We start from the raw sequence: 23,831 nt of genomic DNA on the forward strand, positions 1-23,831 counted from the left end.
GAGCCATGCTTTTTCTGACGCAACTTGGTAATTTCACACCCTTGAACCCCAGAAACGGGCGACTTCCGTTGATTTAAGCATGCCTGCTGCTCGGTAACCCGTCGGCGAGGAGTTCTTGGTCCATGCGTGAGCAGCGCCACCGACTACCTCATCAGCAGATCAAGACAGGAGGCCATTCCGCTCCGCCCAGCCGATGAAACCACCGTACTCAAAGGGCACTCTGAGGCCTATTCACAGCCTCAATCAATCAGCCCATGGCTAGGGGTTTCATTTCCCCATTGAGCCTCCTGTCAATAAGCGTCTCCATACTTACTGCGAGTCAAATCATCTGCCACTGCCGATATGGCCTCTTTCGTCAGGCAGCCGCCTCGAACGGCCTCACACAACAGGCCCACGGCGCGGCGCACCTCGGCCCCATTTGACGCCCGACCAGCTGCCCTGCATGCTTCACGGAGGCTTATTCATAGCCTCAATGAATCAAGCTATGACTAGGGGTCTCATCACTCTCTGAGCCTCTGCGAATAAGCCTCATGATCCTCGATGATCGCAGTCCAATGGTGAACCTCGGCCAAGGCAAGCACACCGCACTCACCTCTGTTTCTCCCATTGTCACCAACGAGGAGCGCTGCATACCTACCAAAAGCGTCAAGTTCATCACCACGCTCCACCGGGAGGAGCTCAACCCATTCCTCGTCGAGCACGTGAGCCACATATGGCTCTCATGGGATTGACAAGCGCATTGCCAACCCACGGCCCTTCCTTCACTGACCGAAAACACCAAGCACTCCTCAATGACTGGCCCCATGGCAGATCTCACGCGTGATCCACCCCGTGCAGGCTGGTCACGATTTGTGGTACTTCGCCAGACGTGACGGCTCGATACCACCATCGCCGCCACACGAATCGCGGATCACCAGCCGATGAGGCACGGTGACGGTTCGAGGGCCTGCTGGGGTCAGGCCTTCCACCACATCCAATGCGGCATAGGCGAGTAACCCGGTAGGCTGTTCGACGGTCGTCAGGGCCGGAGTAGTGAACCCGGATATCCGCGCGGCGTCAATGGAGACCACGGCGATGTCCTCCGGCACCTGTACCCGCAGATCGCTCAACGCAGCCAAGGCCCCGACGGCCTGCGTGTCATTCGACACGAAGAGCCCGTCCGGCTTGACGGCACCGTCGCGCACCAGCTCAACTGCCGCCCGGTACCCCCCGCCGAAGGAGTAATCGGCCCAGCGCGACAGCTGCTGACTCTGCGTGTCGTCGAGCCCGGTGACGTCACGCCAGCCACGCATGCGAGGCCTGAACACCGTATGCCCTTCGGGACCGAAGATGGCCGCCACGGATCGACAACCATGATCGACCAGGTGCTGGACGGCCAGGCGCGCGGCCTCACGCTGATCGATACCAATCGACACCGCCTGTTCCATGCGGCCGCCCGGCATGACGGTCAGCGCCCCGTGGAACGTGCCGTGCTCAGCCGACTCCGGGAGGAGACGCGGCGTCGGCCCGATGGACAGGATCGCCGCCGTCCGGCGGCTCAAGAAGTCCGCCACCAGTTCCTCCTCGGTCTCCGGGTCGAAATTCGTCGACGCGATCAGCAGCAGCTTTCCCCGGGACCGCACTTGGCGCTCGATTTCTTCCGCCAGGTCGACGAAGAAGGGACCACGCAGATTCGGAACCAGCAGGCCGAGAACCGATGACTCGGAACCTCTCAGTTGCCGCGCAATGGGATCGGGCCGATAGCCCAATTCCGATATCGCCCGCCGCACCTTGTCACCGGTCTCGGCAGAGACTTTCTTGGGCCCCCCATTGATCACATAGGAAACCGTCGCCAAAGACGTGCCCGCCAGTCGCGCGACATCAGCGCGAGTCGGTGCTCGCCTTTCCTTACGTTCAGCCATTCAATTCATCCTTGCCGTTGCCATGACCGATGACCGCCACTGCCACCTCAAGCGATCCACTGTCAGCTGACGGGCTAGTTGAACCCTACCAAGGCCCATGGCACCGACAGGGTCGCAAGAAGAATCTACGGATGCATTGAGCCGATCACGCCGAACAGAGGAACAGCCGCGACCGGACCCGGCGAGCAGGCGGCGGCGAGTTCCCGAGCGCTCACCACCGCGCCCCTTTCGACAAACCGGCCGAAGCGGCAGTCAGGCTGGTACTCGGCAACGGCTCATTCGTGCCCTCCCCCACACCCCGCCAGCGGCGAGGTGAGCGGGCGCCCTGCCGCTGGACGCCTGCGCAACGACACGTCACACCCGGACCGGCATCCGGCCCACGGGCTCACGGGCTCACGGGCTCACGGGCTCACGGGCTCACGGGCTCACGGGCTCACGGGCTCACGGGCTCACGGGCTCACGGCGAGTCTGCCACGCAGGCCTCGAGGACGCCCAAGGGCCATCCCCTGGCTCAGGGGGAGCCCCTGACCGGCAGGTGGCCACGCGGATCATCCGCATCGGGCACACCACAGCCAGACCCCGACCGAACCTGCCAGCATGACCCACGATCCCCGCTCCGGCCGTAGTCACCGCACCAGTGGGCCTCGCACCGGCAGCCAGACCGAGCAGCGACGCCGAGCCCCCATCGGCCCGCACCTGACTCCTCAGAGGTGACACGTGTCATATTTGTTACCGAAAACCTCTTCCCTTTTGAGGTGACACGTGTCATATTGATGTCTAGGAGCAGGCTGACGCAACGGTGCGTCAGTCTTTGCAGTGCTGTCCAGAAAGGATGGATCAGTGACAGAGAAGTCACCCCCAAGCCCCCGGCCGGACACGTCTTCACAATGGGAGAAGAGCGGTCCCGAGCCGGGGTATTACAAACTTCGCGGCAAGGAGATCTTCGGGTATTCCTTGGTGGATTTCGCCATGAACCTAGTCTTCCAGGCAATCATGATGTACATCACCTTCTTCTACACCGACATCTTCGGCCTGCGCCCCTCGCACATCGCCGTCATGTTCCTGGTCTCACGTCTGTGGGACGCCGTCAACGACCCACTGATGGGCTGGATCGTCGAGCGGGCGAATCCACGACACGGCAAGTACAAGTCATGGATCATGTACGCGGCGGTCCCCTTCGGCCTCGCAGCGGTCCTGACCTACACGACTCCGGGATTCAGCTATCCGGCGAAGCTCGTGTGGGCGTACGCGACGTACAACCTGCTCAACATGGGCTACACGCTCATCATCCAGCCCTACATATCGCTGGCCACGGTGATGACGGCCGACCCGAGACAACGCACCAGGCTCCAGTCGATCCGCATGGCCTTCGCCCAGAGTGGTGGCGTCATCGTCGCGCTGACCATCCCGCTGCTCAGCGACTGGCTGGCCAAGTCCATGTCGCTCCAGGCCTCCTACCAGGTCACCGTGGCCCTCATGTCGATCATCATGGTGGCCATCCTGCTGTTCTCCTGCACCCAGGTGACCGAGCGGATCAAGGTCGTCTCGCACGAGGACCCGCCCGGCATCGGGCAGATCATCCACCAGGCCACCCACAACAAGTACGTGGTCCTCATGTTCCTGCTGTTCTTCGGCGTCTACGGGTTCAACACGATCCAGTCCGCATCCGGGGTGTACTACATGACCTACTTCGCGATGCGGCCCGACTTGGTCGCATGGTTCTCGATGATGAATGTCCTGCCGTCGGTCGTGGGGGTCCCCATCGTGCCGTGGCTGCAGAGGTTCTTCCACAAGAAGGGCACCACCATGCTCGGTCTGGTGGTGGGGGCCCTCGGCGCGGTCCTGCTCGCCTTCCTCTCCCCATCGAGCATCGCCATGATGCTGACGGCCAGGGGAATCAGCTCCTTCGGCTACGGCATCATGATGGGCGCCCTGTGGTCCATCATCACCGACCCCGTTGAGTACGGGGACCTCAACACCGGACGTCGTCTCACCGCCATCGTCATGACACTCATCGGACTGGGCCTGAAGTTCTCCATGCTGCTCGGCGGCGTCGTCCCCACCTGGATCCTGGACATCGTCAAGTACCAACCGGGCGTCGAGCAGCAGACGTCCGAGTCGCTCGCGGGCATCCACTTCATGTCGTCGTGGCTCCCCGCGATCATCCTGCTCGTCACACTGCTGGTCTTCGGCCTGTTCTACGACCTCACGGAGGAGAAGATCGTCGACATCCAGCACCGGATCGCCGTCCGTGACGGCCAGATCCCGCCGGTCGGCGAGGAAGAGGAAGCACTCGCCGCAGAAGGCGTCCGCCTCCGCGAGGCGGCCCAGGCATCGCAGCATCCTCCGGCGAGCCGAGCCGCATCTGCCATGACACCTCACATCGGGAAGGAATCATCATGAAAGTCGCGCACGTGACCAAGATCGGAAGCCTCCGGGACCCCGATCCCGCAACGAGAGGCGCCGTCGGCGTCCTTGACATCCCCGAGCACCCCCTCGGTGACGAGGACGTGCGGATCAAGGTCGCCTACTGCTCCATCTGCGGATCCGACCCGCACCTGGTCGAGGGCATCTTCGGAACCGACGTGCCGATCGGGCTGGGGCACGAACTGTCCGGGGTCATCACCGAGCTCGGCCCGAAGGCGACCCGCAAGGGCCTCAAGGTGGGTGACCGGGTGGCCGGGAACTTCCTCAGGTTCTGCGGCACCTGCTACTACTGCCAGAACGGGCAGCAGCAGTTCTGCGCCAGCTCCGGTGAGTACAACCGGCCCGGCATGGCCGAGAACATCGTGTGGCACGAGTCCCAGGCATACAAGCTCCCCGACGACGTGCCGCTTCGCAAGGGCGCCTTGCTGGAACCGACATCGGTCGCGGTACGCATCGCGGACAAGGCGGCTCCGAGGATCGGCGAACGAGTCGTGATCTGCGGTGGCGGCCCCATCGGTCTGCTGTCGCTGCAGGTGCTGAAGATGATGGGCGCCACCGACCTGACGCTCATCGAGCCGATCGCCGACCGCCGCGAGCTGGCCGAGCAGTACGGGGCGGACCACACCATCGACCCCACCAGCGACGACGTGGCCGCCGAGGCGATGAAGCTCACCGGCGGACTGGGCTACGACATCGTCATCGACTGCTCGGGATCGGTGCACGGCATCCAGCCGCTGCCCGAGATCGCCGCCTACGGCGCACGCCTGATCTTCGGCGCCATGTACCCCGGCGACTACGAGTTCGGGCTCAACATCCACAAGTACTGCTACCTCAAGGAGCTGACCATCACGGGCCTGTTCGTGTCTCCCTACGCCTACCCGCGAGCAGCCCAGATCCTGCCCCGCATGAACCTCGATGCCCTCACCGAGAAGGTGTTCGAACTCGACGACACCGTGGCCGCCTTCGAGGCCCAGGTGTCCGGCAGGTACCCGAAGATCCTCATCCGCTGCAACCAGATCGAAGGCGAGTGACCGCCCCATCGGGCGGCCACCCACAGTGAAAGGAACGACGACATGATTGAATGTCAGAACATCACGGTCGCGGAGTTGGAGGACCGCGCCTACGAGCTGAAGCAGAAACTGCTCAAGCTGTGCGGCACCTACAACGGCTCCGTTCACATCGGTGGTGACCTGTCAGTGGCAGACGTGCTCACCGCACTGTTCCAGTACGGCTTGCGCATCGATCCGGCAGACATCCAGAACCCCGAGCGCGACCGTTTCATCCTGAGCAAGGGACATGCCGCAGTGTGCATGTACATCGCCATGGCCATCCGTGGCTTCTTCGACTACGACGAGATCGTGCGCACCTACGGGCAGCTCGACTCGGCCTACGGGATGCACCCCTGCAAGGTCCAGCTGCCCGGTGTCGAGGCGTCCACCGGCTCACTGGGCCATGGCCTGCCGCTGGCCGTCGGCATGGCGCTGCACGCCAGGCAGCAGAAGGCCAAGCACCGGGTGTTCACCGTCATGGGAGACGGAGAGACCGGCGAGGGCTCGGTGTGGGAAGCCGCCATCGCCGGACGCAGCCGCGAACTGGGCAATCTGGTGGCAGTCATCGACCGGAACCACCAGCTGATGACCTCGATGTCCGAGGACCGGATCGTCCTGGAGCCCTATGCCGACAAGTGGCGAGCCTTCGGGTGGGACGTCATGGAGGTCGATGGCCATGACATGAGCGCCCTGGTCGAGGCCCTGGACTCACTGCCGGAGACGACGTCGACGAGACCGACCGCCATCATCTGCCAGACCGTCAAGGGCAAGGGCGTCGACTTCATGGAGCGCAACATCGGCTGGCATGCAGGCTCGCTGGGAGCCGAGGACCTGCAGCGCGCACTGGACTCACTCGCCACAACTCGAAAGGACAACTGACATGCCCGAGACCATGAATTTCGATGTCGTCATCTCGTCCCGTTCGGTGACTGGTCAGACCCTGGCTGATCTCGGCGACACGTACCCGAACCTGTGGGCGGTCACTCCGGACATCTGCGCCACGCTCAGAGAGTTCATGGACCGCCACCCCGATCGGTTCGTCGATGTGGGACTGTCCGAGCAGGCCGCCGTCGGTATCGGGGCCGGGCTCGCCTACGAGGGCAATATCGTCGTGGTGTCGGGGATGCTTCCCTTCCTCAGCATGCGCTCGATGGAGCAGGTACGCACCGACGTCTGCTACCCCAATCTTCCGGTGCGCATCATCGGCACCCACGGGGGGCTCCAGGGCAACGGTGGCTCCACCCACTACGCCCTCGAGGACCTGGGGCTGATGAGTTCGCTGGTCAACATGACGGTCATCTCGATCAGCGACCCGATGATGGTCAAGGAGGTGCTGGAGCAGTCGATGACCTACCCCGGACCCATGTACATCCGCACCGGTGTGGGCAAGAAGGACACGGTCATCTACGACTTCGACGAGCGCTCCATCACCATCGGCAAGGCCATCACCGCGCTGGACGGAGACCAGATCACCCTGTTCACCCACGGCGAGATGGTCGTCCAGGCGATCAAGGCGGCCCGAGAGGTGGCCAAGGAGGGCATCTCGGTCCGCGTCGTGGACATGTTCACCATCAAGCCCATCGACGTCGAATCGATCCGGACGAATGCCGCCGAGACCGGCAGGTTCGTCGTCCTCGAGGACCACCTGAAGATGAGCGGGCTGGCGCAGGCCATCGCCAACGTCCTCGCCGACGAGATGATCCACCTCTCGTGGTTCAAGAGGCTCGGCATCCCGCAGGTGTACGCCGGCTTCGGCGAAGACGAACAGCTCCGCGACAAGCACGGATACGGACTCCAGCACACGATCGACGCGCTGCGCGAGGCAGCCGAGCACTGACAGCAGGGTGTGGGGTGGGCGGATGCGCCCACCCCACACCGAGGAAGGAGAACAATGGACCGTCTTGAAGTCGCCTGTGGCATCAACGTCTACTGCACAGGACCCGAAGACCCGAACCTGGATCACGCGCTCGAGGACATGGCCCGCCTCGGCTACACCCATGTCGCCTTTGGCCCCATCGACGGGGCCACGACCCCGGCGGCCGGTCTTGCCCAGCAGCTGGCGAACGCGGGGGTGAAGCCCATAGCGATGGGCACCCAGGCGCCCGGAGCGAATGTCTCCTCGCCTGACGCCGCCCAGCGCCGGGCCGGACTCGACCTACTGAAGAGCTGCATCGACTACGCGCACGATCTCGGCGCGGACCAGATGAACGGGGTCAACTACGCCCTGTTCAAGGACGCCTCCGCCCCCTTCGGCGAGGACCGCTTCACCGAGTCGGCCGTGCTGCTGGGGCAGGCAGCCGACTACGCGAAGGACGCGGGAGTGAAGCTCGCCTTCGAGGTCGTCAACAGGTACGAGAGCTCATTTCTCAACACCGCCGAGCAGGCGCTCGCCTATGTCGCAGCGAGCGGATCGGACAACCTGTGGATCCACCTCGACTCGTATCACATGGCCATCGAGGAGTCCGACATGCTGGAGGCCGTGCGATCCGCGGCTCCCCGGATGGCCTACCTGGAACTGGGGCAGTCGGCACGCGGGTCGATCCTCACTGGCGCCGTCGACAACGCCGCGGTCGTACGCGCCGCCCGATCCGTGGGCTACCGGGGCCGCTACGGGCTGGAAGCCTTCACCCGCTCGATCCTCGGGGCCGGCGGAGACGGGCTGAGCATCTGGCGGACCACTTTCACCGACTCCAGCGCGATCGCCAAGGAGGCCATCGACCTGATCCGAGCAGTCCACGCAGAGAATCCCCTGGAAGGAGAAGCACATGAATGACGAAATCGATCGATTCACGATGGACTATTTCCGTTTGGACGGAAAAGTCGCCGTCGTCACCGGGGCCAACCTGGGACTCGGCATGGCCTACGCGGCGGCATTCGCGAAGGCCGGCGCCGACCTGTACATCCCGCACTTCGCCCCCGATGTGGAGGAGATCCGGCAGATCGTGACGAACGAGGGCAGGCGCGTCGAGTTCCTGCAGGGCGATCTCACCGATCCCGAGTACCTGGACGCGGTGGTCGCCGACTGCCTCGACAAGTTCGGGCACATCGACGTGCTGGTGAACAACGCCGGCATGAGCATCTTCGGCGACTTCGAGGAGTACCGCGACGAGGACTACCGCCGGTGCATGGAGCTTGACCTCAACGTCTCGTACCTGCTGGGCCGGCGAATCGGCCTGATCATGAAGAGCCAGGGCTCGGGCAAGATCATCAACATCGGTTCCGCACTGTCCTTCACATCGAACAAGCAGTGCCCGCCCTACACCATCGCCAAGCACGGCGTGGTCGGGCTCACCAGGGTTCTCGCCAACGAGCTGGGCGGGGACAATGTGCAGACCAATGCCATCTGCCCGGGCTTCCTCGCCACCGAGGTGAACCGGGAGCTCCGCAAGGACCCGGAGTTCTACAACAAGATCACCAACCGCATCCCAGCCGGCCGCTGGGGCAGGCTGGACGATCTCATGGGCAGCGCGGTGTTCCTCGCAAGCCGCGCATCGGACTACGTCAACGGTGAGACGCTCACCATCGATGGCGGCTGGGCCGTCACGATCTGACCCGCCCAAGGGGTGAGGGGCAGCGACGTCGCTGCCCCTCACCCCTGCGCCCCAGGCTCTCGCCCTGCACTGCCTGCCTCCGTACCATTCCCGTTCCCCTACCCCTGCGCCTCCGGCTCTCGCGTCACGCCGGAAATGCCGACGAGCGCGTGTAGCCCTCATCCCTGCGCCTCAGGCTCTCGCTCTTCGCAGCCTGCCCTCGTACCGTTGCGCCCCAGGCTCTCGCCTTGCACTACCTGCCCCCGTACCATTCCCGTTCCCCTACCCCTGCGCCTCCGGCTCTCGCCCCGCATGATGGTGCCGCGGTGAACTCCGGTGTCTCGCCGGCCGGGTACCAGTTCGGCAGGGTCCACGGCGAGGCTTGTTCATAGAGGCTTATTCACGGCCTCAATTAATTAGGCTATGGCTAGGGATTTCATCTCCCGCTGAGCTTCCCGTGAATGAGCCTCAGCATCTGACGGCCAGCGACTACGGCGACCGCAGGTCCGGCTGCCCGTCGTGGCCGGAGTGAGTGACGCACAGACATGCTTTTTCTCACAGGATGTGGCCGTTTTTACCCCAAACAGAGCCGGAACCGCCACATCCCGTCAATTTCGGCATGCCCTCCCCAGGTACGAGTACCCGCTCACGCCGTTGCCCTGACAGACTTCTCACCGGGTCGGCGTCGCAGCCGCACTGTTTGAAAGGTGCCGCCCGGCACCAGAATCGGGCTGCCCGTGGCGCCTAGGCTTGAGGTCATGAGCATCGTCATCACGCCTCCGGCCATCCTCCTGTCCGAACCGGACGCCGATCTCGTCCGCGCCCTCGCCGCCGATGTGGCCTCGTCCGACGGCGTGATGCCGCTCAACGAGTCGGCCAGGCTCGCGCTGGGTGGCTACGCCCACCTGCGCAGCCACTGGCTGGCCCGCGAATCCGGGCCCATCGGCAGCAGCGGGCGCAGCCTCCTCGGCTACGCCCACTGGGACGGCCGCGAGCAGACCGTGCAGATCATGGTGGCCCCCGACGCCCGCCGCCGTGGCATCGGCACCGCGCTGGCCCGCGCCGTGGTCGGGCACACCAGCCTGGCACGCGCCAGCAACGAGAACGCCCCGATCCCCGAGAGCCTGATGTGGTGGGCGTTCGGCAGCCAGCCACCGGCACAGGGCTTCGCCGCGAGCCTGGGCCTGCGTCCCGTCCGCGGCCTGCTCGTCATGAGCATGACGCTTCCCTGCGAGGTCAGCCGTGCCGCGGGACTTCCCGAGGGACTGCGGCTGGACTCCTACCGCAGCGACGACCTGGACCGCCTCGTCGAGGTCAACCACGCCGCCTTCGAGCAGCACCCGGAGCAGGGCGCGATGACGGCCGCGGACGCCTTGGCGCGGATGAGCCAGGACTGGTTCGACCCGGCCGGGCTGCTCGTCGCACGTGACGACGCCGGCCGGATCGTCGGCTTCCACTGGACGAAGATCGAGACCGTCGCCGGCACGAGGCGCGGCGAGGTCTACGTCCTCGGTGTCCATCCCGACTGGGAGCACCGGGGCGTGGGCCGGGCGCTGCTCGATGCCGGTATCCTGCACATGCAGGACCGCGGTGCCCAGGCGATCGACCTGTACGTCGAGGCAGGCAACCCCAGGGTGGTGCACATGTACCAGTCCTCGGGTTTCCAGGTGACCTCCACGGATACCGCCTACGCGCGTGTCCCCGCCGAGGCAGACCAGGAGCAGAATTGATGAACGCCAGCCCAGACCAGGCCATCCCGCCGGAGGACCAGCCCGATGCGCTGCCGGAGGACCGCTACTCCGAACGCGAGCTGAGCTGGCTGGCCTTCAACAACCGCGTCCTCGACCTGGCACGCGACGCCCGGCGCGTGCCCCTTCTCGAGCGCGCCAAGTTCACGGCGATCTTCAGCTCGAACCTCGACGAGTTCTTCATGGTCCGCGTCGCGGGCCGAAAGCGCCGCATCGACGCCGGCGTGGCGATGCCCTCCATCACCGGCATGCGCCCGCGTGAGCTCTACGACGCGATGCTCACCCGCATCCACGAACTCGTCGACTCCCAGACCGCGCTCTTCCGCGACGACATCCTCCCCGCCCTGAAGGCCGAGGGCATCGACCTGCTGAGCTGGGACCAGCTCACGGACGAGGAGAAGGCCCGCATGGACGAGCTCTTCACCGAGCGCATCTACCCGGTCCTCACGCCGCTGGCCGTCGACCCCTCGCATCCGTTCCCGTACATCTCCGGCCTGTCGCTGAACATCGGCGTACTGCTGCGCAACCCGGCCAACGACGCCCGCCAGTTCTCCCGCGTCAAGGTGCCGCGCATCCTCGACCGTTTCATCCGGCTGACCCCCACGCGCTTCATCCCACTCGAGGAGGTCATCGTCAACCACCTGTCCGAGCTGTTCAGCGGCAGGCAGGTGACCAGCTCGTGCCTGTTCCGCATCACCCGCAACGAGGACGTGGAGGTCGAGGAGGACGACGCCGAGAACCTGCTGTTCGCCCTGGAGAAGGAGCTGCTGCGCAGCAAGGTCGGCCGCCCCCCGGTGCGTCTGGAGGTGGAGGAGACCGTCTCGGACGAGCTGCTCGACCTGCTCGTCAACGAGCTGGACATCTCGGAGAAGGAGGTCTTCAAGCTGCCCGCGCCGCTGGACCTCACCGGCCTGTTCGACCTGGCAGACGTCGACCGGGAGGATCTGAAGTACCCGAACTTCCTGCCCACGACGCACCCCGACCTCGCCCCGGTCGAGACCTCGAGCGAGGCCGACCTGTTCAAGGCGATCAAGCGTCACGACGTGCTGCTGCAGCACCCTTACGACTCCTTCGCGACGAGCGTCCAGCGCTTCATCGAGCAGGCGGCCGCCGACCCGCAGGTGCTGGCGATCAAGCAGACGCTCTACCGCACCAGCGGGGACTCCCCCATCATCGACGCCCTCATCGAAGCGGCCGAGGCCGGCAAACAGGTGCTCGCCCTGGTCGAGATCAAGGCCCGCTTCGACGAGCAGAACAACATCGCCTGGGCGCGCAAGCTGGAGCGCCACGGCGTGCACGTCGTCTACGGCATGGTAGGGCTCAAGACCCACTGCAAGCTGATCCTCGTGGTGCGCGACGAACCCGACGGCCTGCGCCGCTACGCCCACATCGGCACCGGCAACTACAACCCGAAGACGGCCCGCCAGTACGAGGACATGGGGCTGCTGACCTGCAACCCCATCGTCACCGACGACGTCTCGCGGCTGTTCAACCACCTGTCCGGGATGACGGCCGAGACCGAGTACCGCCGGCTGCTGGTGGCCCCGAACGGGGTGCGCAGCGGCATCCTGGAGTCCATCGACCGCGAGATCGAGCACAAGCGGGCGGGCCGGCCGGCCCGCATCCGCATCAAGGTGAACTCGATCATCGACGAGCAGGTCATCGACGCCCTCTACCGGGCATCGCTGGCCGGCGTCCAGGTCGACCTGTGGGTACGGGGCATCTGCGGCATCCGGCCGGGCGTGCCGGGGCTGAGCGAGAACATCCGGGTCATCTCGATACTCGGCCGCTTCCTGGAGCACTCGCGCATCTTCTGGTTCGAGAACGACGAGCACCCGACGGTGGGCATCGGCTCGGCCGACATGATGCACCGCAACCTCGACCGCCGCGTCGAGGCCATCGTCTCGATCACCAACCAGCGTCACATCGCCGAGATCGGCGAACTCTTCGACCTGGCCTTCGACGAGGGCACGGTCAGCTGGAAGCTCACGGACCGCCAGTGGCGGCCGGACACGCTCGACGCCGACGGCAACCCGAAACTCGACATCCAGGAGCATCTCATCGCCAAGACCGCCATGCGCCGCCAGAGCATCAACCCATCCCGCCGCACCCTGCACGTCCAGCGGCCCGGCATCCGGCAGGACCGATGACCAGCGGCGCCCTCAAGGGCGAACCCCGGATCTGGGCGGCCGGCGCCGTCGTCCTGCGTGTCAGGGGCGGGCGCATCCAGGTGCTCATCGAGCACGTCCCGCGCTACGGCACCTGGGGGCTGCCCAAGGGCCATCAGGAGCAGGACGAGCAGCTGCCGGTGACCGCGGCGCGAGAAGTGGCCGAGGAGACCGGGGTGCGGGTACGCCTGACACGTCCCCTACCACCGCTGGACTACCTGGTGGGCCCCGACCACAAGCGGGTTCACTGGTGGCTCGGTGTCGCCGTGGACGAGACGCCGTCCCTACGCGATGACGAGGCCGACGAGGTGCTGTGGGCCACCGTCGGCGAGGCGGATGCGCTGCTCGCCCACGCGGACGAGCGGGCGCTGCTGGCCCGCGCCGTCGAGATCCACCGGCAGGGGCCGACCGGGGTGCTCGTCCTCACCCGGCACGCGAAGGCGAGCCCCCGCAAGGCGTGGAAGGGCGACGACTGGCTGCGCCCGCTGGCCCCGCGCGGTGAGCGCCAGTCGGCGCGGTTGCCCGCCCTGTTCTCCGCCTACGGGGTTAACCGTGTCGTCTCGAGCACGTCGACGCGCTGCGTCCAGACGGTCGAGCCCTACGCCGAGGAGACCGGGACGGCGCCGGAGCTCATCGCCCTGCTGAGCGAGGAGGTTGCCGACGGAAACGACGAGCAGGTGTCGGCCTACATGGCCGAGCTGCGCATGGCGGCCGGGGCAGACCCCGGTGTCCGGGCCCTCGTGTGCGGGCACCGCCCGGTGCTGCCCGCCATGCAGGCCGGCCTGGACCTCGACCGGACCCCGATGCACCCGGGTCAGTCGCTCGTGCTGCACATCGGCCCCGACGGGCAGGTGCTCGACACCGAGTCGCACCTCGCCGTCGGATGAGGCCCCCTGGGGACCGGACGATCGCTCTCGGGGACACGCACGGCAGCAGCACTGGCAGGAGACCCCTGCTGGGTCCCGGCCACCGGCTCAGAGCACTGACGGTGCGCGCTGACGACAGGTGAGGGCCCACGGGACCGGGCGGTCGGGCGAGCGTGTTCCCGGCATCCCGGACCAGGGGCACTCGCACGCGCCGCCAGCACCGCACAGCCTCGGTGTCGGCAGATGAACCGCACCCGCCCCGACCCGACCCGAGGATCCCCCACCGAACCGGGCGGTCGGGCGAGCGTGTTCCCGGCATCCCGGACCAGGGGCACTCGCACGCGCCGCCAGCACCGCATAGCCTCGGTGTCGGCGGATGAACCGCACCCGCCCCGACCCGACCCGAGGATTCCGCACCGATGAGCAGTGCAGCAACGCGACCGCCCGCGGCGCCGCCGCAGGACCCGGCGACCGCGCTCACCGGCAGCCGCGGCACCGGAGACCGGTTCGCGGCGGCCCTGGCACGGGCCGGGACCGGACTCACCGTGCTCGTCCTGGCGGCCTTCGTCGTCTTCCTGGCCGCCCAGTCGGCGAGCGCCCCGCAGACCTCGGGCAGCGGGCTGGGGCCGCTCCTGGTCTGGGAGTTCGGTGCCGCTGCCGTGGCCGTCGGCGTGAGCGTGCCGGTCGGCGCCGGGGCCGCGCTGTTCGCCACCAGGCTCGCGCCGCGCCCGGCGCGGCGACTGCTCGGAGCCGCCATCGACCTGCTGGCCGCCGTCCCGGCGATCTCGTACCTCCTCGTGGCGCAGGGGGTCATCGACCCGTCCCGCAGGAACGCCGAACGGGCCGTCATCACCGGTCTGGCGCTGACGGCGGCCGTCACGCCGACGGTCGCCGCGCTGAGCCGGGAGGTCTTCAGGCAGGTGCCGGCCGGCCGGATGGAGGCATCGTTCGCTCTCGGCGCCACCCGCTGGGAGATGATCCGTCAGGCCGTCCTGCCGTTCTCGGCTCAGACCCTGCGCTCGACGGCGGCACTCGCCTTCGCCCGCGCTCTCGCCGAGGCCCTCACCCTGGTGGCGCTGTTCAGTGGCCTCCGCCCCGATCGGCTGCGGCTGGCCCCGGACGGTTCGCGCTCGCAGGCCTGGCATCTCGCCCGGCTCGCCGGCGGGGACGAACTCGGCCGGTTCATCGTGGCGGTGCTCGCCGTCGTACTCGCAGGCCTCGTGCTCGGTCTCGGCGTGCGGGCGCTGCTGGCACGGCGCCCACCGGTGCGGGTGCGTCGTGAACGCGGCGCCGGCCGGCCGGCCGGGGCCACCGCCCGGGCCCGCGCCATCGACAGCTCGCTGACCGGCGTCAGGCTGCCCCGCTGGGCCAACGCCGCGCTGGCCGGCGCCTGCCTGCTCGTCGCCGCCCTGCTCGGCGTCCTGTCCGGCACCGCCGTCCTGCCGGCAACACTCATCGGCGCGGCCCTGGCCTATCCGCTCGTCCACCAGTTCGTCATGTTCGCCGTCGAGGGCCCGCGCAACGCGGTGGACGCCGCCTGCCACGACCTGTGCGCGGTGGCCTTCGCGCTGGCAGTGCTGCCCCTGGCCGCGTTGCTCGCCCGGGTCGTCCTCACCGCGACGGCCGGGGCCGGCGTGCTCTTCTCCGCATCAGTGCTGGCCCCGGTGGGCGGGACCCTGGTGACCATCGCCGTCGCGGCCGCCGTCTCGGTGCCCGTCGGTCTGGCCGGCGCCGTGTGGTCCAGCGAGTACTCCGGTCGGCGCGGGGCGCGCATCGTCTCGTCCCTGGCGGACGCCGCGGTGAGCGTGCCGGCCCTCACCGCCGGGCTGCTCGTCCTCATGGTGTTCGTCCTGCTGTCCGGCCCGGCCCGCGTCCCGGGACGGGGGGCGGCCGTCGCCGCGCTGTGCACGGTGATGATCCCCTACCTCATGCGCGGCGCCACCCAGATGCTCGGCCTCGTCCCCGTCGCGCTGCGCGAGCAGGGGCTGGCGCTCGGGGCGGCGACGTGGTCGGTCATCCTCCGGGTCACGCTGCCGACCGCCTCCGCCGGCCTGGTCCAGGCAGCCGTCCTGGCCGTCTCGCGGGCGCTCGGCGCCGCCTCGCTCATGCTCGTCCTGGCGGGGCCGGGCGAACCGACGGCCGCGGCGAGCAGCCTGCCGGGCTGGGTCGCCGACCGGTTCGCGGCCGGTGAACCCGGTGAGCTGTGGGCCGGCGTGGTGTGGCTGGTCGCCATCGTCGTCGCGCTGAACCTGGCGGGCCGGCTCATCCCGGCGCGGCTCGGCCCGAGGAACATCACATGAGGAGCACCGATGGCCCGACGCGTTGAACTGAGGCATCTGAGCGCCCGCTACGGCGCCCTGACGGCCGTGCAGGACGTGAGCATGACGATCGAGCCGCGCTCGGTGACGGCCTTCATCGGGCCGTCGGGCTGCGGCAAGTCGACGATGCTGCGCGCCATGAACCGCATGCTCGAACTCATCCCGAACGCCCGCGTCGAGGGGCGTGTCCTGCTCGACGGCACCAACATCTACGGCCGCATGGTCGACCCGGTGCGGGTGCGCCGCACCGTCGGGATGGTCTACCAGCAGCCGAACCCCTTCCCCACCATGTCGATCCGCGACAACGTGCTGGCCGGGGTCCACCTGACCAACCGCCGTCTCGGCCGGGCCGAGGCGGACACCGTGGTCGAGACGTGCCTGCGCAGCACGAATCTGTGGGAGGAGGTCCGGGAGCGGCTGGACGAGCCCGCCACCGGCCTGTCCGGCGGCCAGCAACGCCGCCTCTGCATAGCCCGCGCCGTCGCCGTCGAACCCGAGGTGCTGCTGCTGGACGAGCCCTGCTCGGCACTCGACCCCATCTCGACCCAGACCATCGAGGAACTCATCGGGCGGCTGCGCGAGGACCGCACGGTGGTCATCGTCACCCACAACATGCGTCAGGCGGCCCGGGTCAGTGAGCGCACGGCGTTCTTCAGCACCGACGGGCCCGGCACCCCCGGCCGCCTGGTGGAGTACGACGACACCGCGACGGTCTTCTCGAATCCCCGCCACCAGCAGACCGAGGACTACATCACCGGCCGGCTCGGCTGACCCGGGCCGGACCCGGCCAGCCCTCCATGCGCCACGCGGCGTCCCAGAACATCCACTCGTACCTGCTGGCCTGCTCGTAGGCCGCGGCCATGCGGCCGCGCAGCGACTCGTCGCCCTGCCCGGCGAGCCGGTCGACGATGCCGCGCACCCTCAGGGTCTGCTCGGCGAAGACCGGGTCGGCGTAGGTGCCGATCCAGTCGCCGTAGGGGTGCAAGGCCAGGTCACCGGCCGTGGTGATGAGTCGCGCGCCCACGTCCTGGTAGATCCAGAAGCACGGCAGCACCGCGGCCGCCAGCACCCCGTACTCTCCGCGGGCGGACTGTGCGAGCAGGAACGACGTGTAGGCCCGGCAGGTGGGCGAGGGCTCGGCGCCGGATCCGACATCGACGTACTGGGCGTGCAGGGCCCGCTCCACGACGATCGAGTCGCGGGCGCCCTCGGCCCAGAAGACGAGCTCCTCGGGATCGTCGGCCAGGGCGGCGGCCCCCGCCAGGGCGCGGGCGTACTGACCCAGGTAGAGCGCGTCCTGGCCCATGTAGTAGTCGAAATGCTCACGCGGCAGGGTGCCGTCCGCAAGGGCCCTGACGAAGGGCAGCTCGTCGATCGCCGCGCGGATCGGTCCGGTCCACCGCCACAGGTCGTCAGTGAAGCTCACGGTCACCCTCCCGCGGCCAGTACGCGTGGAAGTGGTGGACGGGACCGTGGCCGTGGCCGATCCGCAGCTCGTCTGCGGCGGCGAGGGCGGCCGTCAGGTACTCCTTCGCCTGCCGCACGGCCTCCGGCCAGCTGTCGCAGCGGGGCCGCAGCGCGGCGATGGCCGAGGACAGCGTGCAGCCGGTGCCGTGCGTGTTGGCGGTGTCGATGCGTCGCCCGCGCAGCAGGACCGGGCCGTCCTCGTCGACGTAGACGTCGGTGGCGTCCCGGTCGAGGTGCCCGCCCTTGACGAGGACCCGGCGCACGCCGAGACCGCGCAGGGCCACGGCCTGCTCGACGAGTTCGTCGACACTGGTGGCCGGCCGGCGCCCGAGCAGGACCGCGGCCTCCGGCAGGTTCGGGGTGATGAGGTCGACCATGGTGCACAGGCGGCGCACCTCGTCGACGGCGTCGGCGTCCAGCAGCCGGTCGCCGCTGGTGGCGACCATGACCGGATCGAGGACCGTGCTGGTCAGCCGCGGCAGGTACCGCCCGACGGCCCGGGCGAGTTCGGCGGTGGCGAGCATGCCGATCTTCGTGGCGTCCGGGGTGATGTCGTCGAGCAGGGTGTCGAGCTGGTCGCGGACGACGTCGACGGGCACCACGAAGACGCTCCGCACGCCGAGGGTGGACTGGGCGGGCAGCGAGGTGAGGACGCACATGCCGTAGGCGCCGTTGGCGCTGAAGGACTTCAGGTCGGCCTGGATGCCGGCCCCGCCGCTGGGGTCGGAACCGGCGATGGACAGCGCCGTGACGATCATCGCAGGCCCTCCGTCCAGGCGGCGAGCAGTTCGGCGGCGGCCCGGCGGGGGTCGGGCGCGCAGCAGATCGCCGAGACGACGGCCCCTCCGTCCAGGCCGGCGGCGGCCAGCGGGGCCATGTCGGGCACCTTGACCCCGCCGATGGCCACGGCGGGCAGCCCGACGAGGGACGCGGCCCGGGCCACCCCGGCCACGCCGAGCCCGCCCGGCGCGTCGGTCTTCGTCGCGGTGTCGTGCACCGCCCCGATACCGAGGTGGTCGCAGGCGCCCTCGGTCTGCGCCGCGATGATCTCGGAGTCGGTGCTGGCCGACAGGCCGAGGAACGCGTCGTCGCCGATGAGGGCGCGGACGAGGGGCGCGGGCAGGTCGGACTGGCCGATGTGGACGCCGGCCACGGACGCCCCGAGCTCGCGGGCCGCCAGGAAGACGTCGACCCGGTCGTTGACGATGACGGGCACGTGGTCGCCGACGGCGCGGCAGACCTCGACGACCTGGGCGAGGAACGGTCCGCCGTCGCTGTCCTTGGCCCTCAGTTGCACGCAGGTGACGCCGCCTGCGACGGCAGCGACGACCGTCTGCAGGACGCTGCGTCCGGCCGAGGCGCACTGTGGCTCATCGGTGACCAGGTACAGCCTCAGATCGGGGGCGGGCCTCACGACAGCTCGATCCGCTCGAGGTCGGCGCCGTCCAGGCGGTGGAGGGCGTCGAGGAAGGCCGGCTGGAAGGAGCCGGGCCCGGAGGAGTTCTCCGCGGCGATCTCGGCGGCGGCCGAGTAGGCGATGTGGCAGGACACGACCGCGTCGGCGTCGCTGACGCCCGCCGAGCGGCCGGCCGCGAGGAAGGCCGCGATGACGGCGCCGAGGGCGCAGCCGCCGCCGGTGACGCGGGTGAGCATGGCCGAGCCGCCGCCGACGCGCACGACGCGGCCTGCTGAGACGATGGCGTCGGCGGGCCCGGAGACGGCCACGACCGAGCCGAAGCGCTCGGCGATGGTTCCGGCGGCGTCGAGCGCGGACTCGACGTCGTCGGCGCTCTCGACCCCTCGACCGCCGGCGCCGGAGCCGGCCAGGGCGATGATCTCCGAGGCGTTGCCGCGCACACAGCTGGGGCCTCTGGCGACCAGCTCGCGGGCCAGGGCGGTGCGGTGCACGAGGCTGCCGACGGCCACCGGATCGAGCACCCACGGGGTTCCGGCCCGGTTGGCTGCATCGGCCGCCTCGACGGATGCGAGGCGTTGTTCGGGCGTGGGCGTGCCGACGTTGATGAGCTGGCCGCCTGCCGCGGCGGCGAAGGGCCCGGTCTCTCCGGCGATGTCGACCATGGCCGGCGCCGCGCCGAGGGCGAGCAGGACGTTGGCGGTGAAGTTCGTGACGACCGAGTTGGTGATGCACCCGATGAGCGGTGTGCTGGCCCTCAGCCGATCGAGAACGATGCGTGCGGTCGCGTGAGCAGACATGCGACATCCCTTCGTCAGTGCTAACTGGACAGGTTCGACGGGTGTGATCTCAGCCTGTGGCACCCCGTGTCACCGCGAACGTTAGCAGCCGAACGAGAGGCGCAGAACCCCAGGCCCACCGGGGCTCACGAGTGGCATCCCGGCGAGGTGCAGCGGACCGCGGCCCCGGCCCACGGGGACGGGGAACTCGCCCCGTCCTCCGGTATCGCCCGTGAGGGCATCCGCCCACGGGAGCAGACGGCGGAGCGTCCGGCCGCCCCGGCATGATCGGGTCGTGGGCACCTGAGCCCGTCGGCCGGCAGTACCGCGGTGGGCCGCCCGGGCGGGCGGTCAGCCGCCGCAGCTGTAGACGCCGGCCTGCTGCTTCATGGCCAGGACGCGCACCGCCTTGTCGGTGATCTGGGCGGCGAACTCCTCGTCGGACTCGGCGGCCTTGATCGTGTCGCGCACCATGTCGTTGACGGTGGACGGGTCGACGTCCAGGGCCAGGTCGCCGCCGGCCCGCAGGAAGCGGGTGCCGCGCTCGGCGACCGGGTAGGCCTCGAGGGCCACCGCGGAGCCGAGGTCGTCGGAGATGATGACGCCCTCGTAGCCGAGCTGTTCGCGCAGCAGGCCGGTGACGATCGTGGACGAGAAGACGGCCGGGTTGTCGGGGTCGATCTGCTGGTAGATCGCCGAGCTGACCATGACCGAATCGGTGCTGCCCGCCAGGTCGGCGAACACCTTGACCGTGTCGCTGTCGGCGGTGGTCGTGGTGTCGATGGCGACGGCGAAGTCTGTGTTCTCGGTGACGTCACCCAGGCCCGGGAAGTGCTTGATGCTCGTGAGGATGTTCGCGTTGCGCATGCCGGCGAGGGCGGCGCCGGCGTTGGCGGTGACGTCCCCGGGTGTCTGGCCGTAGCCGCGGCCGAGCAGGCCGATCGGCTGGTTCCTGGTGGCCATCTCGGCGGTGACGACGTCGGCGACGGGTGCGAGGTCGTAGTTGATGCCGGCCTGCCCGAGTTCACCGGCCCAGGTGGTCCAGTTCTCGGTGATCTGCTCGGCGGGCTGTGTGGCCTGCTCGGCGGCCGACGGGATCGGGGTGAACCCTTCGCCGCTCAGGTGTGTCACCTCGCCGCCCTCCTGGTCGACCGCGATGAGGGCCTCCGGGTCCTGCCTGTGCAGGGCGTCGGTGAGGGTCTTGGCCGCGTTCATCGAGGTGGGGCTGGCGACGAGGATGACCGAACCCACCATCTGCTGGCCGAGTTCGTTGACGGCGGCGCTGGGGGTGCTCTGCGTGACCGCGCCCATGTAGAGCGTCTGCACCTGGGCGGACAGGCTCATCCCGGCGGCGGCGTCCCGGCAGGCCGAGTCGAGCTGGGCCGTGCCGGAGCCGTCCGCCGATGGACTCGTCCTGCTGGACGCGGGGCCGCCCGAGCGGGCCGCCGATGACGGCTGCGACGATCCGCCGCCGGCGCCCCAGGGGCCCATCGCGCAGCCGGAGACGGCCATCGCCAGCAGCACCGCCCCGACGACGCCGGTGACCCCGCGGGGGCGCCTGCGGCGTGGGACGGCCAGCGGGCCGGTGCCGTGCGCGCAGGGTCGCTCACTCATGCGCGGCCCCCTGTCCGGCGCGCCTGTCGCACTCGGCGACGGCCGACAGCAGCGCGTTCTCGACGACCTCGGCGAGCCCGGGGTGGGCCCAGTACTGGCCGCGGGCCATCGTGCCGACGTCGATGCCGAAGCTCATCGCGGTCACGAGCAGCTGGCCGAGCTCGGGGGCCTCGGGGCCGATGACGCCGGCGCCCAGCAGCATGCGGGTGGCCGGGTCGACGAGCAGTTTCACGAAACTCGTCTCGTCGTCGAGGGCCCAGCCGTAGGCGACCGTGCCGTAGGGCTGGATGACCTTGACGTAGTCGGTCCCGGCCTCGCGCAGCGCCTGCTCGGTGGCGCCGACGGCCGTGATCGGGGGCTGGCTGAAGACGGCCTGCGGCACCGGCACCGTCGGTCGGGTGACCGGCTCGTCGGGGTGCAGCAGATTGTGCTGAACGGTGCGGGCCTCGGCGTTGGCCACGTGCTTGAGCATGTGGGGGTCGCAGACGTCGCCGAGCGCCCAGATGTGCGGCCGGCTGGTGCGCTGGTACTCGTCGGTGACGACGAAACCTCCGGCGTCGACGTCGACGCCGGCAGCGGTGACGTTGAGCTGGTCGCCGTTGGGCACCCTGCCGGGCACGAGGAGCAGGGCGTCGGCGTTGTAGCGGTACTCGGTGCCGGAGGGATCGGTGAAGCGCAGCAGCAGGCCGCCGCGGCCGGCCGGCTCCACCGAGGAGAGCCGCTGGTTGAGGCGCACCGAGAAACGCTGGGCGGCCAGCTCCGTGGCGCGCCCGGCGACCTCCTCGTCGATCTTGCGCAGCAGCCGATCGGAGCGGTTGACCAGGGTGACCCGGGAGCCGAACGAGGCGAAGATGTGGCCGAACTCGAGGGCCTCGACGCCGCCGCCGACGATGACGAGGCGGCCGGGCACCTGCTTGATACGCAGGATCGTCTCGGAGGTGTGGATCATGCCGGCCAGGTCGGGGTCGTCCAGGCCCGGGGCGTCCAGCATCCGGGTGCGCGAGCCGGCGGCGATGACGAACTGGTCGGCGGTGATCGTCCGGCGTCCCACCTGCAGGGTGTGCTCGTCGACGAAGGCGGCGGCCTCGCGCAGCACGGTGACGTTCTCGTTGGACTCGCGCCAGGCCAGCCCGGCCTGCGCGATGCCGTTCGTCCGGCCGAAGACGCGCTGCTGGATCGCGGCGAAGTCGACGCCGTCCAGGTGCAGGTTCACGCCGAGCCGCGCGGCGTGCTCGACACCGGCGGCCATGCTCGCCGGCACCACCATCATCTTCGTGGGGATGCACCCGGCGTTCAGGCAGGTCCCGCCGAACCACAGGTCCTCGCCGACACCGTGGTCGACGAGGGCGATCGTCTTGTCGTCGAATCGCTCATCGATGATCGAGTTACCCGACCCGGAACCGATGATGCAGATGTCGAAGTGCTCTTGGGCCATGCCCCATATCCTTGCACGGACCAGCGGTGAGACCCGAGCGCATGGCCGACGCGCCCGGCCCGCTGACCCTGCGATCGTTGTGAGAAGACGCACGAGAACCGCAGGGCGAGCGCACGGCCGACGCCGCCCTGCCCGCTGCCCCTGCGGTCTTCGTGAGAAGACACCCAAGAACCGCAGGATCACAGGCAGGACCACAGCGTCTACGGGGCCACGGGGCTTGTAAGGCGAAGGCCTCTTCCCGCGGCCCCAGAGGGCTGAACCTGCGGCTCTCGTGGAATGACACACAAGTACCGCAGGATGGGGCTTTGCCCGATCGTCTTGAGGATCGAGACCATTGCCACAGCCCATCCCTCGGTGATTCACTGACCTGTGAGCTGGGCCCACCCCCTGAGCCCGCACGAAAGATGGAGCCGCCATGGTTGATCTTGGTGCGTATGACGAGCCGGTGCCGTTTGATGATGGTGCGGCTGATGGGGTGAAGTCTGCTGCGACGGTGTTGTCGGGCACGTTGAAGGATCAGGGGGCCTCGCGGTCGGGGTGGGCTACGACCGCGTTGACGGAGTTTCGGGGTCATTACGCGGATGTGTTCGAGTCGAATGCGAAGGCCGCGTCGACGGACTGCACGAACATTGCTTCGGCGCTGGATGATCTGGCTGCCGAGGTGGAGGCACTGAAGCAGGCCGCGGCGGCCGAGCGGGAGCGTCGCCGGAAGGCCAAGGAGTGGGCCGACCGGCAGGAAAAAGAATGGGCTATCAAGAGCTGGTGGGATGATCGGGTAGGAACAGACAAGCCACCTGTGGGCGCGGAGCATGTCCCTATGCCGGAGCCTCATGATCCGGTGACGACCCCGTGGGCCGAGCCGGCTCCGGGTGCCGCCGGTGGGGTGTCGTCGGCGTGTCCTGATGATCTGCGGGCGTATTCGTCGAACGTGTCGGGTGCGAACGACACTGTGGTGACACAGAAGGGCACCCTGGAGGGGGCGATCACTGATTTCGCGGAGCGGTGCTCTTGGTGCAAGATCAACACCTCTGGGATCACGACCGCGTTGGCCTCGTTCGAGACGAACAACACCAACGAGGTCAACTGGGTCAACACCGTCGCTGCGGCGTTTGAGG

Annotated in this window: 21 protein-coding genes; 13 read left to right on the forward strand and 8 right to left on the reverse strand. The window is 68.5% G+C overall.

The genetic code is table 11. From position 1 onward, the window contains the following. Positions 1–500: 500 nt before the first annotated feature. A complete protein-coding gene (locus D9T14_RS13325) occupies positions 501–701 on the reverse strand; it encodes a hypothetical protein (RefSeq protein ID WP_126464261.1) in 201 nt (66 codons plus the stop codon). Between the two features lie 141 nt (positions 702–842). Next, on the reverse strand, positions 843–1,901 hold the full coding sequence (locus D9T14_RS07810; RefSeq protein ID WP_119161776.1) for a LacI family DNA-binding transcriptional regulator: 1,059 nt from the start codon (positions 1,899–1,901) through the stop codon (positions 843–845). An 840-nt stretch (positions 1,902–2,741) separates the two neighbouring features. Between D9T14_RS07810 and D9T14_RS07815 the strand changes: the two genes are divergently transcribed. From D9T14_RS07815 to D9T14_RS07865, 11 genes are all read left to right on the forward strand, one after another. After that, entirely contained in the window at positions 2,742–4,304 is a 1,563-nt protein-coding gene (locus D9T14_RS07815) for an MFS transporter (RefSeq protein WP_259340975.1), read from the forward strand. Further along, positions 4,301–5,359 (forward strand): zinc-dependent alcohol dehydrogenase, encoded by a 1,059-nt coding sequence (locus D9T14_RS07820; protein WP_119161774.1) that lies wholly within the window; start codon positions 4,301–4,303, stop codon positions 5,357–5,359. Before D9T14_RS07815 ends, D9T14_RS07820 begins: the two co-directional genes overlap by 4 nt. Positions 5,360–5,401: 42 nt before the next feature. Next, positions 5,402–6,256 carry a transketolase gene (locus D9T14_RS07825; RefSeq protein ID WP_119161773.1) on the forward strand — a complete coding sequence of 285 codons (855 nt, stop codon included), beginning with the start codon at positions 5,402–5,404 and terminating at the stop codon, positions 6,254–6,256. A gap of 1 nt (position 6,257) precedes the next feature. Further along, positions 6,258–7,214 carry a transketolase family protein gene (locus D9T14_RS07830; protein ID WP_170175749.1) on the forward strand — a complete coding sequence of 319 codons (957 nt, stop codon included), beginning with the start codon at positions 6,258–6,260 and terminating at the stop codon, positions 7,212–7,214. Between the two features lie 54 nt (positions 7,215–7,268). Then, positions 7,269–8,150, forward strand: coding sequence for a sugar phosphate isomerase/epimerase family protein (locus D9T14_RS07835; RefSeq protein ID WP_119161771.1), 882 nt, complete (start codon positions 7,269–7,271; stop codon positions 8,148–8,150). Next, positions 8,143–8,928: an SDR family oxidoreductase gene (locus tag D9T14_RS07840; protein ID WP_119161770.1), complete on the forward strand. Its 786-nt coding sequence runs from the start codon at positions 8,143–8,145 to the stop codon at positions 8,926–8,928. The genes D9T14_RS07835 and D9T14_RS07840 overlap by 8 nt, the downstream gene beginning before the upstream one ends. A 737-nt stretch (positions 8,929–9,665) precedes the next feature. Next, positions 9,666–10,637 carry a mycothiol synthase gene (gene mshD, locus D9T14_RS07845; RefSeq protein ID WP_119161769.1) on the forward strand — a complete coding sequence of 324 codons (972 nt, stop codon included), beginning with the start codon at positions 9,666–9,668 and terminating at the stop codon, positions 10,635–10,637. Further along, entirely contained in the window at positions 10,637–12,805 is a 2,169-nt protein-coding gene (locus D9T14_RS07850; protein ID WP_119161768.1) for an RNA degradosome polyphosphate kinase, read from the forward strand. Before mshD ends, D9T14_RS07850 begins: the two co-directional genes overlap by 1 nt. After that, on the forward strand, positions 12,802–13,710 hold the full coding sequence (locus D9T14_RS07855) for an NUDIX hydrolase (RefSeq protein WP_119161767.1): 909 nt from the start codon (positions 12,802–12,804) through the stop codon (positions 13,708–13,710). Before D9T14_RS07850 ends, D9T14_RS07855 begins: the two co-directional genes overlap by 4 nt. Positions 13,711–14,108: 398 nt before the next feature. Continuing rightward, positions 14,109–15,989: an ABC transporter permease subunit gene (locus D9T14_RS07860; RefSeq protein ID WP_119161766.1), complete on the forward strand. Its 1,881-nt coding sequence runs from the start codon at positions 14,109–14,111 to the stop codon at positions 15,987–15,989. A 9-nt stretch (positions 15,990–15,998) separates the two neighbouring features. Beyond that, positions 15,999–16,778, forward strand: a complete 780-nt coding sequence (locus D9T14_RS07865) for a phosphate ABC transporter ATP-binding protein (RefSeq protein WP_119161765.1) — start codon at positions 15,999–16,001, stop codon at positions 16,776–16,778. Here the strand turns inward: D9T14_RS07865 and D9T14_RS07870 are convergent. The 4 genes from D9T14_RS07870 to thiM are packed head-to-tail and all read right to left on the reverse strand — an operon-like array spanning position 16,759 to position 19,688. Then, positions 16,759–17,433, reverse strand: coding sequence for a TenA family protein (locus tag D9T14_RS07870; protein ID WP_182482065.1), 675 nt, complete (start codon positions 17,431–17,433; stop codon positions 16,759–16,761). The genes D9T14_RS07865 and D9T14_RS07870 overlap by 20 nt on opposite strands. Beyond that, a complete protein-coding gene (gene thiD, locus D9T14_RS07875) occupies positions 17,420–18,232 on the reverse strand; it encodes a bifunctional hydroxymethylpyrimidine kinase/phosphomethylpyrimidine kinase (protein WP_119161764.1) in 813 nt (270 codons plus the stop codon). Before thiD ends, D9T14_RS07870 begins: the two co-directional genes overlap by 14 nt. Beyond that, positions 18,229–18,888, reverse strand: a complete 660-nt coding sequence (gene thiE / locus D9T14_RS07880; RefSeq protein ID WP_119161763.1) for a thiamine phosphate synthase — start codon at positions 18,886–18,888, stop codon at positions 18,229–18,231. The genes thiD and thiE overlap by 4 nt, the downstream gene beginning before the upstream one ends. Continuing rightward, positions 18,885–19,688: a hydroxyethylthiazole kinase gene (gene thiM, locus D9T14_RS07885; RefSeq protein WP_119161762.1), complete on the reverse strand. Its 804-nt coding sequence runs from the start codon at positions 19,686–19,688 to the stop codon at positions 18,885–18,887. The genes thiE and thiM overlap by 4 nt, the downstream gene beginning before the upstream one ends. A 66-nt stretch (positions 19,689–19,754) precedes the next feature. Between thiM and D9T14_RS13330 the strand changes: the two genes are divergently transcribed. Continuing rightward, positions 19,755–19,955 (forward strand): hypothetical protein, encoded by a 201-nt coding sequence (locus D9T14_RS13330; protein WP_126464262.1) that lies wholly within the window; start codon positions 19,755–19,757, stop codon positions 19,953–19,955. 63 nt (positions 19,956–20,018) lie between these two features. On the opposite strand, the gene D9T14_RS07890 is transcribed toward D9T14_RS13330, so the two are convergent. Together D9T14_RS07890 and D9T14_RS07895 are read right to left on the reverse strand one after the other, a co-directional pair. After that, positions 20,019–21,281, reverse strand: coding sequence for a glycoside hydrolase family 3 N-terminal domain-containing protein (locus D9T14_RS07890; protein WP_119161761.1), 1,263 nt, complete (start codon positions 21,279–21,281; stop codon positions 20,019–20,021). Continuing rightward, entirely contained in the window at positions 21,274–22,716 is a 1,443-nt protein-coding gene (locus tag D9T14_RS07895) for a mycothione reductase (RefSeq protein WP_119161760.1), read from the reverse strand. Before D9T14_RS07895 ends, D9T14_RS07890 begins: the two co-directional genes overlap by 8 nt. Positions 22,717–23,131: 415 nt before the next feature. On the opposite strand from D9T14_RS07895, the gene D9T14_RS07900 reads away from it, so the two are divergent. Further along, positions 23,132–23,831, forward strand: a 700-nt coding sequence (locus D9T14_RS07900) for a hypothetical protein (protein WP_220668342.1), incomplete at its 3' end; no start/stop codon positions are given.

The sequence above is a fragment of the Propionibacterium australiense genome, assembly GCF_003666605.1.
GTDB lineage: Bacteria > Actinomycetota > Actinomycetes > Propionibacteriales > Propionibacteriaceae > Propionibacterium > Propionibacterium australiense.